The following is a 13,257-nucleotide window of genomic DNA, read 5'->3' as shown; positions in this document are numbered from 1 at the left end:
GGCATGAATACATAGTTGCTCTCAGAAGGTCAGTCGTCCGGCTGGCCGCCCCAAAAGAGAGGAAATTTACATGTCCCGTTTACAAGGCAAGCGTACCCTCATCACTGGCGGTACAAGCGGCATCGGTCTTGAGACCGCCAAGCAATTTCTCGCCGAAGGCGCACGCGTGATCGTCACAGGTGTTAATCCTGAGTCCATGGCAAATGCTCAAGCTATTTTAGGTAGCGAAGTCCTTGTGCTGCGAGCCGACTCAGCTAGTGTCGCAGCCCAGAAGGAGCTGGCGCAGGCTGTTCAGTCTCATTACGGGCAGCTCGACGTTGCCTTCCTCAATGCTGGCGTATCCGTCTGGATGCCAATCGAAGACTGGAACGAGGAGATGTTTGATCGCTCCTTCGACATCAATGTCAAAGGCCCTTACTTCCTCCTGCAAGCACTGCTGCCGGCCTTCTCTAATCCTGCATCGGTGGTTCTTAACACCTCGGTAAGTGCGCACCTGGGCGTCGCGCGTTCATCCGTTTATGCGGCAACGAAGGCGGCGTTTCTGAACATGTCGAAAACGCTCTCTAGCGAGCTTCTCCCGCGTGGTATTCGTGTAAACGCGATCAGCCCTGGCCCGATCGATACTCCGCTGTACGACAAGCTGGGTATCCCCGATGCCTATCGCGAGCAGCTCAACAAAGATATCGCCGCGACTATACCCTTTGGCCGTTTCGGTACGCCTGAAGAAGTAGCTAAGGCGGTTCTGTATCTGGCGTCGGACGAGTCTCGTTGGACGGTCGGAACGGAAATTATTGTTGATGGTGGGCGCTCGCTTTAATGGGCGAGTCACAACTTCGCTTCTATACAGCCCGCTTCCCGCTCGGAAGCGGGTGTTGTCGAAATAACAGTGGGTATTCAAATGTCGCAATCACGGCTCACGCTTGTTAGCCATGGGCTTTGTCCGTTTGTTCAGCGAGTAGCAATTTTACTCCTCGAAAAAGAGGCTCCATTTCAACGGGTTGATGTGGATTTGAAGGACAGGCCCAACTGGTTTCTGGTCATGTCGCCAACGGGCAAAGTCCCGCTTCTAATGGTGCAAAAAGGCGATGAGGAAGCGACCGTACTTTTCGAGAGCGTGGCTATCTGTGAATACATCGAACAGGTGTATCCGGAGCCCGCTTTGCACCCGAAAGATGCAATTTCCCGTGCTCAACACCGTGCTTGGATCGAATTCGCCACTGGTATGCTTGCTGATGCATGGGGATATTTGAACGCAACGGATCAGCAGACAGCGCTTGGTAAGTCTTCATCGCTGAGGGGAAAGCTGGAGAGACTTGACGGTGAAAAGATGGAGGGGCCGTACTTCGCTGGCGAGATGCTCAGTATGGTGGATATTGCTGTAGCCCCAGTTTTTCGCTACTTCGACATACTGGGATTCGAACCAAGTCATTCATTGTTTGATGGACTTGGTCGCATTGCCGAGTGGCGTCATGCACTGGCCAATCGCGCTAGCGTTCAGGCTGCTGTCGCCGAGGATTATGCAGACCGGTTACGCAAACATCTGCTGGAGGTGAAGGCCATTTTAGTCAGATGAGTCATAAATATCAGTCCAGTGTCTCGTATGGCGGGACTTAGCCTGGTGCGACCGTGGAGCGGGGTCTCCTTTGCGAATTTGCAGGAGGCCCGCTTTCCTACTCTTCAGGAAAGTGCCTATACAACGGATAGCGATACTGAGCTTTCGTAGGCGCTCCATGTCCGCTTTTGGCCGATTGCTGCCTGTCACAAAGGGCTGCAATCGGCCAAAAGTAGCCGTTCATGAACCGCAGCTTTTGCCAAAGTTGACTTTCGGATCCGAGCATCAAAATCGAAGGTCTACCGAAAAACACGCTTTGAATGAACCGCCCCTCTACACCGCTTCCACTTCATTGACCGACAACGAAGCAAACATTTCAGCGCGGCACACCTCAAGGATCTCATCCGCCAGTGCGGAATCATCCGGGCAGGCACGCGACAAAATAATCGCACCGACAGCACGAGACAACAGGTCGATCATTTTCTTTCTCCCCTCACCTGAAGCGGCATCCGGCCTGGTCGGATATTTGTCCCCTAGTGTTTGCAGGGTGTGCTCGATCCCTTCGGCAAACGTCGCTTTCAAATCATCCGATTGACGCGCCGCGTCGCCACACAACGCGGCCATGGTGCAACCGCTGCCACGTTCGTCCCGATGTTCCCTCGTCACATAGACGTCGATGAAGCCCGGAATATCGAGCGATTCAGCACCTTCCAACGATTTGGAAAGGCCGCTGGCCGAGGCTTCGGCCATCAGGTCGGCCTTCGAACCGAAATGCTTGTAGAAACCTCCGTGAGTGAAACCGGCAGCCGCCATGAGATCCGACACACCGACGCCGTCGAAGCCGCGCTCACGGAACAGCTCAGAGGCCGTCTCAACGATGTGCTCCCGATTGGCCTGCGCCTGGGCTTTGGTCACTCTCACGTGCAATACCTCATGTCCACTGGGAAATCATGCGCCAATGATACATAGATGTTGGTCATAATCAAAATTGTTGACAGTTTAGATTTCGATCATCATCCTAATTGCACGCACAACCGATCTCCATCAACGGGCACGGAAGAATTACCAAATGACCGACCAGAATCTGTTCACCCCTTACACGCTTGGCGCCCTCACGCTGTCGAACCGTGTCGTCCTCGCGCCACTGACACGCAACCGGGCAGGCGAAGGCTTTGTGCCAAGCGAGTTCGCGGCCACCTATTACAGCCAACGCGCAAGCGCAGGCTTGCTGATCAGCGAAGCCACGCAGATTTCCCAACAGGGCCAGGGCTATCAGGACACCCCCGGGATCTATACGCAGGCGCAGATAGATGGCTGGCGCAAAGTGACCGATGCAGTCCACACCAAGGGCGGAAAAATCTTCCTGCAACTTTGGCATGTCGGCCGTGTGTCGCACGTTGATCTGCAAGAAAACGGCGCCGCTCCCGTGGCCCCCTCTGCGTTGCGCGCCGCCACCAAAGTGTTCGTCAACAACCGCTTTGAAGATGTCTCCGAGCCGCGCGCACTGGATATCAGCGAACTGCCGGGGATCGTCTCCGATTTCCGCCAGGCCGCGGCAAACGCCGTCGCCGCCGGGTTCGATGGCGTGGAGATTCACGGCGCGAACGGCTATTTGCTGGATCAATTCCTCAAGGACAGCGCCAACTTGCGTACCGATGCTTACGGCGGCTCGATTGAAAATCGTGCACGTCTGTTGCTCGAAGTGACGGCGGCCGTCGTCAATGAGATCGGCGCGGATCGCACCGGTGTGCGCTTGTCGCCGGTGTCGCCGGCCAATGGCGTTTCCAGCAGTGATCCGCAGGCGCAATTCGATTACGTCGTCGATCAACTCGACGCCCTCGGCGTGGTTTATCTGCACGTGGTCGAAGGCGCGACCGGCGGCCTGCGTGACGTGGCGCCATTCGATTTCGGCGCCCTGCGCCAGCGCTTCAAACATACCTACATCGCCAACAACGGCTATGACCTGGACCTGGCGATTTCGCGGCTCGCCGAAGACCAGGCCGATCTGATTGCGTTCGGTCGCCCGTTCATTGGCAACCCGGATCTGGTGGAGCGCCTCAAGAGCGGCGCGCCGTTGTCCGCATTCAATCCCGCCACCCTCTATGGCGGCGGCTCGGCAGGCTACATCGACTACCCGACGTTGGCTGAATTGAGCGCCACCGCAAGCTGAGCAATCAATGACCGCGCCTTCTGTTTTCACACATTCTGAAAGAGAGATGACCCCATGAGCACTCGCCCTACCGTTCTCATCACTGGCGCCTCCACTGGCATCGGCGCCGTCTACGCCGAACGCTTCGCGCAACGCGGCCACGATCTCGTATTGGTTGCCCGAGACCAAGCACGCCTGGACGCACTTGCAGCCCGGTTGCGCAGCGAATACAACGTCGCCATCGATGTCATTCCGGCGGACTTGACCCAACTCAGCGATCTGACAACCGTTGAGTCCCGCCTGCGCGACGACGCCCGTATCGGCATCCTCGTCAATAACGCCGGCGCGGCTCTGTCCGGCAACTTCATCGACCAAAGCACCGACAGCGTTGCGCAACTGATCGCTCTCAACACCACGGCGCTGGTGCGGCTCGCCAGCGCCATCGCCCCACGCCTGGCCAAAGCAGGCGACGGTGCGATCATCAACATCGGTTCGGTGGTGGGTCTGGCGCCGGAGTTCGGCATGTCGGTCTACGGTGCGACCAAGGCGTTTGTGCTGTTCCTTTCCCAAGGCCTGAGCCTGGAACTTTCGCCTCAGGGTGTCTACGTGCAGGCCGTGCTGCCGGCCGCCACCCGTACGGAGATCTGGGATCGCTCAGGCATCGACATCAACACCTTGAACGAAGTCATGGAAGTAAGCGATCTGGTGGATGCCGCACTGGTCGGTTTTGATCGGCGTGAGCCGGTGACTATCCCGCCGCTGCACGAAGCTGAACGCTGGGATGACCTGCAGAGCGCACGTCAGGGCCTGCTGCAGCAAATCCGCCAGTCTGCGGTTGCCCAGCGCTACCAGACTCAACAGTGATCATTTTGTAGCGAGCACCCGTGCAGGTATCGATGCAGGCGCCCAAGGCACTGCATCGACTACGGGCCTCTGTTCGGAGTAGACATGACCCCCACGAAAACAAATAACCCCGCGGGCTCGCAGACGTCGTTCGTCAACGCAGCGAATCAGTCGATCCGGGTCAACGGCATTCTCTTCGCCTATCGCGACATCGGCCCCAAGACCGGCGTGCCCCTCGTACTGTTCAACCATTGGGGCGCGGTGCTGGACAACTTCGACCCCGGGATCATCGATGGCCTGGCACAAACAAGGCGCATCATTGCCACCGACTATCGCGGCATCGGCGGCTCTGGTGGAACCGCGCCAATGACGGTCGGCGAAATGGCAGACGATGCCATTCAACTGATACGCGCGCTGGGTTTCAAGACAGTCGATGTGCTCGGTTTTTCACTCGGCGGTTTCGTCGCTCAAGATGTCGCCCTGAAGGCGCCTGAATTGGTGCGCCGCTTGATTCTCGCCGGCACCGGGCCGGCCGGCGGGACCGGTATCGACAAGGTCGGCTCGGTGACGTGGCCATTGATGCTCAAAGGCTTGCTGACCTTGCGTGATCCCAAGTTCTACCTATTCTTTACTTCGACGCCCAATGGCCGTCGAACCGCATCGCTGTTTTTGCAACGCTTGAAAGAGCGCAAAAAAAATCGGGACAAAGGCCCGACGCCCAGTGCTTTCCTACGGCAGTTGAAAGCCATCACCGCGTGGGGCAAACAGGCACCCCAAAACCTCGGGCGCTTGCGGACGCCGACGCTGATCGTCAACGGCGACAACGACATCATGGTGCCCAGCGTTAACTCGATTGCGCTGGCCAACCGCATCCCCAACGCACAACTGGTCATTTATGAAGATGCCGGGCACGGCGGCATTTTCCAGCACTACGTTGACTTTGTGACCAAGGCACTGGCGTTCCTTGATGCCTGACAACACGGCACATTAACGCCGCAAACGCTCCCCCCCCCCTCATTCCAATCGACAAGAGCCGCACAACGATGAAGGCATTTTTAATTGATCGCTATGGCAAGAACACCGGGCGCATTGGCGAAGCGCCCGCCCCCGCGGTGGGTGCCCACGACGTCTTGATTGAGGTGCACGCCAGCAGTGTCAACCTGCTGGACTCGAAGATCCGCAAAGGCGAATTCAAACTGATCCTGCCCTATTCATTTCCGCTAGTACTGGGCAATGACCTGGCGGGCGTGGTGGTTGAGGTTGGCTCGCAAGTGAAACGGTTCAAACAGGGAGACGAAGTTTACGCTCGCCCGCCCGAAGCGCGGATCGGGACGTTCGCCCAATTGATCGCCGTGAACGAAAACGCGATCGCCCTGAAACCTGCCAATACCAACATGGCACAAGCTGCGTCCATCCCCTTGGTCGCACTGACCGCCTGGCAAGTGCTGGTCGAAACCGCCCAACTGAAAAAGGGCCAGAAAGTGCTGATCCATGCCGGCTCCGGCGGTGTCGGCACCCTCGCCATCCAACTTGCCAAACACCTCGGCGCCTTTGTCGCGACCACCACCAGCACCGCGAATGTCGAATGGGTGAAGGCGCTGGGGGCCGATCTGGTGATCGACTACACACAGCAGAACTTCGAAAGTGTCTTGCACGACTACGACGTGGTGTTGAACAGCCTCGGCGCGGACGTACTGGAGAAGTCACTCAAGGTCCTCAAGCCCGGTGGCCAACTCATTTCCATCTCAGGGCCACCCACTGCGCAGTTCGCGCAGGAGCAGGGGTTGTCCTGGCCATTGAAGCAAGTCATGCGCCTGCTGAGCCTCGGTATTCGGCGAAAGGCACGCAAGCAGGACGTCAGCTACACGTTCGTGTTCATGCGGGCCAATGGCGCCCAACTGCAACAAATCACCGCGCTCATTGAGGCCGGAATCATCAAACCTGTGGTTGACCGCTCCTTCACCTTTGAATCAACGGGAGAGGCATTGAAGTACGTCGAGCAGGGACGAGCCAAGGGCAAGGTCGTTGTGACGATCAAATGACTACGCTGCCTATCGATGAGTCGACCGCAGAGGCCGCGCAACTTTTTCCGCATCAGCAGCCATCATCCGTGGTGACTCCGCCAGAGTTGCAGAAACAGGAAGAGTTGCAACCGGAAGTTGTATCTGCTGAACCGCCAGTGATCGTTTGGCGCAGTTTGATGCTAGGAGCAGTAGGACGAAACGGGTTGCATGGATGGGGGGGGCCGAAGACCCTCGCCAGGCGACTGACTGAGCTACCCACGGCACTTGGCTTTGACTGGCGCGACACCCTTTATACCAACGCCTTGCTACTGTGCTCGCAGGATGCTGCATCGATACAAAAAGTCGCACGGCAATCTTCTGCGGCAAGCCTGGCATCACTGACGCGCAAATCGATGAGCTTCTTCGAGCGGGTGACCCTGCCGCTCGCTGAGCCGGAGTTGATCATTGCGTACAGCAACGGGCTGGGAAGCCCATCGGCTGCGAAGATCCTGTGGGATGCGTTTGGCAATGGAGAAACATTGGATCATGTTGACGCGTCTTCCTACCGCGCGACATATGGGTTCACCGCCACCATTGGCGAGCGGAAGGTGCCGGTTGTAGGGATTCGGCATATGTCCAGGTTTGTGCCTAACGTTGAGGCGATAAAGCTGGCCTGGGAACGGCAGAAAACGCGCACTGACCAAGGTAAGGCCCATAGACTTCTGCCGATCACGACAGGCGAAGTCGACCCACTATGAAACAAGGGTCAGTTTTCAACCGGTGTTGACATCTATCCACCAGACAATACGCTCGAATAGTAAAAGCGTGGGTAACAGCCATTGGCCTTGACCCAGCCATGTACGGTACTCACACGCGACGAAGAACCAAGGCATCGCTGATCTATCGCAGGACAAAGAACCTGAGAGCTGTCCAGCTCCTGCTTGGTCATACGAAGCTCGAAAGCACCGTCAGATACCTGGGAATCGAGGTCGACGATGCCCTTGAAATGGCAGAACAGACGGAAGTCTGACGATTTATAGCGACGGTCGATGCTAGGCAATTTCGAGGATGCTGAAAGCTTGGGCAGATGGCGAACGGCAGCTTGATGACCGTCCGTAGCCCCGGACGAACGTCAACTCATGCTTCGCTATGCTTAACACACCACAGGAACGGTTGAATGCAGTCCTGACGGCATGAGCGCCAGGAGCAAAGGTAGGGAGATGAGGCTGCCATTTGAATAGAGTATCGAATGATGAAAATGCTACTGATGGTCGAGTTCCCGAATGAACCCTTCAACGCTCTCGTCAGATCCGGGAAGATCGGCGAAATCATGGGGCGTATCCTGGAGAGCATCAAGCCAGAGACTGCCTACTTCACCGAGCAGGAGGGAATGCGCGGTGGGATTTTCCTGATCAACGTACAAGACTCATCTGAAATCCCCAGTTTTGCAGAACCTTTCTTTCTCAACTTCGAGGCGACCTGCAAGTTCCGCCTTGCCATGAATCCGCAGGACCTGCAAAGAGCCGGTCTGGACGCGCTCGGAAAAACATGGGGCTGAGGGCGATCAGCACGGGGCGGTTTACACGCCCCAAATCCTACTCTGTCTTGGCGCAATCAAGTCGCGACGAGCAATCGGGGACAGACCACGATATTGATGCTGCTGGCCGCCCGTCTGCCTGTCACGACGGGCGGGAGTCGACCCGAAGCAGCCTTTCATCAACGGCTGGAAGCGGCGACCAGGCTCCTGAGGTAGGCAGTCAAATCACGAAACGGTTTTCGCCATCTCAGAGGTAGCCGCCCAGCCCAGTCCTTCATACACCGGTTTGCCGGCCTTGGTCGCGTGTAATACAGCAAAACTTATTCCGCGTTGGGCAAACTCGGCTTCAGCCAACTTCATCAGGGTTGTAGCCAAGCCCCGGCGCCGGTATGCGGGTTCGACGAAAACGTTTAGCACATAGCCGCGCTGGTCTAAGGTCGGATGGGACGGATGAGGTGGCCAGTCGATATTCATCATACCTATCGCCGCCACAGGCTTCCCTGTGTCCATCAACGCAAAACCGTAGTAGCGGCCATCGAATAGACGCTGGTGCAACCAGGGCCGGAAGTGTTCAGTCATCACCCGCAACTTAGAGGGGTCTCCTCCCGCCTCAAGGAACATCGTTTCACGGTGCACACAAATGATCTCACGGTCATTTGGCCCTAGCCGACGGGCCGTCAAGCCTGAAAAATCGATGTTGCCGGGAATCTCTTTCATCGTATGCACCTGGACGGAGCAGCCGATGCTAGGGCGATCAAGAGCAGAATGTTAGACACAGATTGAATAAAAGCGCGCCATACAGCGACCGCGGCGCACGCATTGAACAACCAACGAAACAGATCACTGTCCCGAAAACGGCCGTGTCGATTTTTGGAAACGGTCGAGTGGTTGGGGACTTCATCTTCAAGGCTCAACCGGCAGAACCAGCGATACGCCAGGTTCAAATGGGCCTCTTCGCACAACCGCCGTTCGGAGCGGATGCCATAGCAGTAGCCGACGATCAACATGCGGATCATCAGCTCAGGATCAATCGAAGGACGCCCAATCGGGCTGTAGAAATCGGCGAGGTAATGGCGCAGGTCGCTCAGATCAAGACACCGATCAATGCTGCGCAGAAGGTGATTGGCTGGGATGTGATCTTCAGGTTGAACGAGTAAAACAGTCGCTCCTGCCCACTCGATAACTGTCCCATCATGCTGTGCGATCCCCCGCCGGCTAATGAAGCAATTTTGCCGCAGGTCAGACCGGGGAGCTACTTTTTCAACAGAATCTGCCCAATGCCGCCGCTCACACTCGACAGCCTCCCCCTCCCCTAAACACCCTGCCGACGCATGCTCAGTACCGCTGCACCAAAGCCAATAAAGGTCGACCCCACCACCTGATTCAACCATTTGGAAAATACGGGACGAATCAGCAGGCCTTTGGCGCGAGAAGCCAGTGCGGCATACAGGCTCAAGGACGTTAGCGACAAGGCCATGAAGATCGCTGTGAGGATCAGAAATTGCGGTAGCAGTGCGCCGCTTTGATCGATGAACTGCGGGAACAGTGCGGTGAAAAACATCGTCGCCTTGGGGTTGGTGGCGGCGGTCAGGAACGCCGACTTGTACAGTTTGCTGCGCGATGGCCTGTGGCAGGTGGGCTGGCCTTGAGCTTCACCTGCCAGCACCGGGCTCTTTTTCAACAACTGCTTGGCACCCAGATAGTGTTGTTCAATGCCATCAACGTCGCGGGCCCCGGGCTGGCGATGGCAATCTCTGCGACCAGGATGAAGGCAAGAATCGAGCGAACATCCATTTTTCTGACTCGTCGGGGATTGAAGGACCAATCCTACAAGGGTCATCGGAATGTTTCATCCCCACAGCTCAACACCTTTTTGCCACACACCGATACCTTTAAGGTATTCACCAATACTTACTCAATATTAGACAGCACAAACAAAAGGCAGGAAGCTAAAACGCATCACAATAATACTTAAAGAGCATCACCATGAACCCAGCCCGCGCCAGCGCTCCTGCCGTATTCCCCTCAACCTTCATCACGTTGATCGGGCAATGACCATGCAGTCCCACTCCTCCTGGATCGTCCTTTCCATCACCGCGTTCTACATGCTCAGCCTCGCGCTGATCAGTTTCGGTGTTCGTCGACATTCTCGTAGCGCCAATAACTACACCACGGGCGGCGGGCACTTCCCAGCGTTTCTGATCGGTTTTCTGATGCTGTCGGAATTTATCGGCACCGCCGTCAGTATCGGTACCGCGCAAACCGGCTTCAAAACCGGGATCTCCGCCGCCTGGAACCTCTTCGCCCTGGCCCTGGGCTTTGTGTTGTTCGCCTGGCTGCTGGCGCGCAAATACAAGGATCTGGGCGACAACACCATCTCCGGCGTGCTGTCGCGCAACTACGGGCAGAAAACCCGTTTTGCCACCTCGATCATCACCATTTTCGCCCTGGAAATCGTCGCGGTGTCCATCTATGCCAGCGGCGGCGCGGTGCTGGCCAGTGTGCTGCAAGTCGATCGCACCCTGGCGATCATCATTGTCGGTGTGGTGTCGGTGCTGTACGTCAGCATCGGCGGCATGCGCTCTGTGATCTATACCAACTTCGTCCACGCCAGCCTCAAGTACCTCGGCGTCGGGCTGGCGCTGTGGTTCGGCTTGAAACAGGTCGGCGGCATCAGCGCCCTGCGCACTCAACTACCGCCCAGCATGTTCGACTGGACCACCATCGGCTGGGGTCAGATCATCGCCTGGATGATCGCCGGCATCGGCTCGATCTTCTCCACCCAGTATGTGATTCAGGCGGTGAACACGGTCAGCGACGCGGGCAAGGCGCAACGCGCCTGCTTCTATTGCGCGGGCCTGATGATCCCCTTCGGTATCGGCGCGGCCTTGATCGGTATGTGCAGCGCCGCGCTGTTTCCGCAGGTTGATTCGCTGCAAGCCTTTCCCCGCCTGATCGCGAGCATGGATCAATTGACCGCGGGCCTGGTGGTCGCGGGCCTGGCCGGCTCGCTGTTCGGCACCATCTCGGCGGTGAGCATGGGCTCGGCCACGTTGTTGCTGCGCGACTTCTACGAGCCCTGGTTCAACCCGGAAAAAAGCGACGCCAAATCCCTGCGCTTTGTCCGGCTGGCGACCGTCGTCGTCGGTCTGTTGCCGATCGCGCTGGCCCTGACCTCCGACAAGGTGTTGATGATCGCCTTCCTCGGCAAAGCCCTGCGCGCGTCCCTGGCGGTGCTGGTGCTGATGGTGTTCTATGCGCCCAAATTCGGCACGCCGAAAGCCGCGTTCATCAGCATTATCGCCTCCCTGGTGGCGACCGTCGGATGGTTCCTGGCCGGCAATCCGTGGGGCATCGACAATGCCTATGTCGCGCTGTTCACGCCGCTGGTGATCATGAGCATCGGCCACGCCATGCGACGTGGCACCCCACCCAAGCCCGCGGAGTCGCCGGAAACCGCCCTGCCGTGAGTCGCACGAATAAGTTGCCTTGTAGGGTTGTGCTCTACCGCCGGCGTGATATCAAGATCGCGGTGACAGGATCAACTTGAGTCGGGTGGTGCCTGGCCAGCAATCCGTGGGCATCGACGATGTCTATTTCGCTCTTTTCACGTCGTGGCTGAATCAGGCGTGGTTGGACAGAAACAACTCCGCCTGCGCCGCCGTCATCGTCAGCAAGGCATCAATGATCATTCGTACCTTGGGTTGGATATAACGCGTGCGCGGCCAGATGACATGAATCGGCATCCGCGCTCCGGCGTAGCGATCCAGGACCGTCACCAACGCACCACTGCGTAAATGCTCATCAACCAGCCAGGTGGGCAACTGCGACAAGCCACAGCCATCCAGAGTCGCCTGGAGCATCATTTCGCCGTCGCCGAACTCATGCCGAACCCGAATCTCTTGCTGCTCAACAAGACCTTTGGGCCCTCTGAGCAGCCACGCGGCGCGCAACCCCTTGCGCCAGGCGATGATGCAATCGTGCAGCAGCAAATCCGCCTTCTCCAGGACCGGTGAGTTTCTGCGCAGGTAATCGGGCGAAGCGCAGATGACCAGATGCTGCTCACCCAGCTTGCGCGCGACCAGTTCCGGATCATCCTTCAAGTCGCCTATCCGTACCGCCAGGTCAATGCCTTCACCGATCATATCGACGGTGCGCTCGCCGAAGGTCATGGTCAGATCAAGGTGCGCGTATTGCCGCGACAGGCCAATCAACAACGGGGCAATGTGTCGCCGCCCGAACGCGGCAGGAAGATCAATGCGCAAGCGCCCCCGGGGCTCGGCATGCCCTGTAGACAAACTATCTTCAGTGTCCCGTAGCTCGTCCATCACTCGCAGGCAACTGGCCAAGTAGGCTTCCCCTTCACTGGTCAAGCTCAGCTTGCGCGTGGTTCGGTGCAGTAGCTTGATGCCAAGACGTTTCTCCAAGCGCGACACGCTCTTGCCCACCGCCGAGCTGGTCACGCCCAGTTGCAGCGCTGCGGCCGTAAAACTCTGAAGTTGAGCGGCTAGCGTGAATTCGGGGATGCCGTCGAATCGCGGCGAATCCATAAGCTATTCCATAGAGTGGGTGCTGCTCGATTATAGCTTCAGAGGATCAAGTGATTAGAATTTTACGCAATTAATAGAACTGAGAGATTGGATTACGCTGGCGCCCTCTTGAATACCCCTTCAACCGAGGTGCCCATGCAAACCGAACTCAATCGCTTACTCACGCTTGAAGCCATCAGAAACCTTCGACTGCGCTATTGCCACCACCTCGACACCAATCGAATCGACGCTCTCGCCCAACTGTTTACCGAAGACGCCATTTGCCAAGTGGATCGTGGCACCTGGCGCGGCCGCAAGGCCATCCAGGAAGGTCTGACCCAGGCCTTCGTTGCCTTCGACACTCATCAGCGCGGCCGCTACCCCTTCATTCATGCCGTTTCCAATCATTGGATTGAAGTACTTGAGGAGGACCGGGCGGAAGGCCGCTGTTACTTGATCGACTTCACCACTGCACGCCCCGCTCACGAAAACCCACTGCTGCTACTGGGGCTTTACGCCGATGAGTACCGCCGTGTCGATGGCCAATGGCTGATCAGCCGGACTCGCCTTGATGTGGTGTGGCCTGAACCCGACGTTGGAGGCGGTGACCCCGGCGACGGTCTGGTACTGCCTGGCTGATTGAC

Annotated in this window: 13 protein-coding genes and 3 pseudogenes; 11 read left to right on the top strand and 5 right to left on the bottom strand. The window is 57.5% G+C overall.

The genetic code is table 11. The features are described from left to right. The first annotated feature begins 70 nt into the window (after window positions 1-70). Window positions 71-817, top strand: coding sequence for an SDR family oxidoreductase (locus tag AC07T0_RS19555; protein ID WP_495002767.1), 747 nt, complete (start codon window positions 71-73; stop codon window positions 815-817). A 69-nt stretch (window positions 818-886) separates the two neighbouring features. After that, complete coding sequence (locus AC07T0_RS19550; RefSeq protein ID WP_495002766.1) at window positions 887-1,573, top strand: glutathione S-transferase family protein; 687 nt, start codon at window positions 887-889, stop codon at window positions 1,571-1,573. 312 nt (window positions 1,574-1,885) lie between these two features. On the opposite strand, the gene AC07T0_RS19545 is transcribed toward AC07T0_RS19550, so the two are convergent. Continuing rightward, window positions 1,886-2,473, bottom strand: coding sequence for a TetR/AcrR family transcriptional regulator (locus tag AC07T0_RS19545; RefSeq protein ID WP_495002765.1), 588 nt, complete (start codon window positions 2,471-2,473; stop codon window positions 1,886-1,888). Between the two features lie 148 nt (window positions 2,474-2,621). On the opposite strand from AC07T0_RS19545, the gene AC07T0_RS19540 reads away from it, so the two are divergent. From AC07T0_RS19540 to AC07T0_RS19510, 7 genes and pseudogenes are all read left to right on the top strand, one after another. Beyond that, entirely contained in the window at window positions 2,622-3,722 is a 1,101-nt protein-coding gene (locus AC07T0_RS19540; protein WP_495002764.1) for an alkene reductase, read from the top strand. Window positions 3,723-3,776: 54 nt separating this feature from the next. Further along, window positions 3,777-4,565: an SDR family NAD(P)-dependent oxidoreductase gene (locus tag AC07T0_RS19535; RefSeq protein WP_495002763.1), complete on the top strand. Its 789-nt coding sequence runs from the start codon at window positions 3,777-3,779 to the stop codon at window positions 4,563-4,565. An 84-nt stretch (window positions 4,566-4,649) separates the two neighbouring features. Beyond that, the gene (locus tag AC07T0_RS19530; RefSeq protein WP_495002762.1) at window positions 4,650-5,519 is read left to right on the top strand and encodes an alpha/beta fold hydrolase; all 870 of its coding nucleotides are present in this window, start codon (window positions 4,650-4,652) and stop codon (window positions 5,517-5,519) included. 68 nt (window positions 5,520-5,587) lie between these two features. Continuing rightward, entirely contained in the window at window positions 5,588-6,586 is a 999-nt protein-coding gene (locus AC07T0_RS19525) for an NADP-dependent oxidoreductase (RefSeq protein ID WP_150638969.1), read from the top strand. Further along, complete coding sequence (locus AC07T0_RS19520) at window positions 6,583-7,305, top strand: hypothetical protein (RefSeq protein WP_495002761.1); 723 nt, start codon at window positions 6,583-6,585, stop codon at window positions 7,303-7,305. Before AC07T0_RS19525 ends, AC07T0_RS19520 begins: the two co-directional genes overlap by 4 nt. 29 nt (window positions 7,306-7,334) lie before the next feature. Then, a pseudogene (locus tag AC07T0_RS19515) lies at window positions 7,335-7,577 on the top strand (tyrosine-type recombinase/integrase); the annotation flags it as partial. 222 nt (window positions 7,578-7,799) lie between these two features. After that, window positions 7,800-8,105 (top strand): hypothetical protein, encoded by a 306-nt coding sequence (locus AC07T0_RS19510; RefSeq protein WP_040067179.1) that lies wholly within the window; start codon window positions 7,800-7,802, stop codon window positions 8,103-8,105. Between the two features lie 204 nt (window positions 8,106-8,309). On the opposite strand, the gene AC07T0_RS19505 is transcribed toward AC07T0_RS19510, so the two are convergent. From AC07T0_RS19505 to AC07T0_RS19495, 3 genes and pseudogenes are all read right to left on the bottom strand, one after another. Next, on the bottom strand, window positions 8,310-8,801 hold the full coding sequence (locus tag AC07T0_RS19505) for a GNAT family N-acetyltransferase (protein ID WP_495002760.1): 492 nt from the start codon (window positions 8,799-8,801) through the stop codon (window positions 8,310-8,312). A gap of 101 nt (window positions 8,802-8,902) precedes the next feature. Further along, window positions 8,903-9,279 (bottom strand): annotated as a pseudogene (locus tag AC07T0_RS19500) (transposase); the annotation flags it as partial. Window positions 9,280-9,396: 117 nt separating this feature from the next. Then, a pseudogene (locus AC07T0_RS19495) lies at window positions 9,397-9,878 on the bottom strand (LysE family translocator). A 263-nt stretch (window positions 9,879-10,141) separates the two neighbouring features. Between AC07T0_RS19495 and AC07T0_RS19490 the strand changes: the two are divergent. Further along, window positions 10,142-11,554, top strand: coding sequence for a sodium:solute symporter family protein (locus tag AC07T0_RS19490; RefSeq protein WP_495002759.1), 1,413 nt, complete (start codon window positions 10,142-10,144; stop codon window positions 11,552-11,554). Between the two features lie 153 nt (window positions 11,555-11,707). On the opposite strand, the gene AC07T0_RS19485 is transcribed toward AC07T0_RS19490, so the two are convergent. Continuing rightward, window positions 11,708-12,634, bottom strand: coding sequence for a LysR family transcriptional regulator (locus AC07T0_RS19485; RefSeq protein WP_495002758.1), 927 nt, complete (start codon window positions 12,632-12,634; stop codon window positions 11,708-11,710). Window positions 12,635-12,769: 135 nt separating this feature from the next. Between AC07T0_RS19485 and AC07T0_RS19480 the strand changes: the two genes are divergently transcribed. Next, entirely contained in the window at window positions 12,770-13,252 is a 483-nt protein-coding gene (locus AC07T0_RS19480; protein ID WP_495002757.1) for a nuclear transport factor 2 family protein, read from the top strand. Window positions 13,253-13,257 lie beyond the last annotated feature (5 nt).

Source organism: Pseudomonas sp. GW821-FHT04D07 (genome assembly GCF_059420225.1).
Note: the sequence above shows the minus strand (reverse complement) of the source record. Positions and strands in the feature narration are given on the sequence as shown.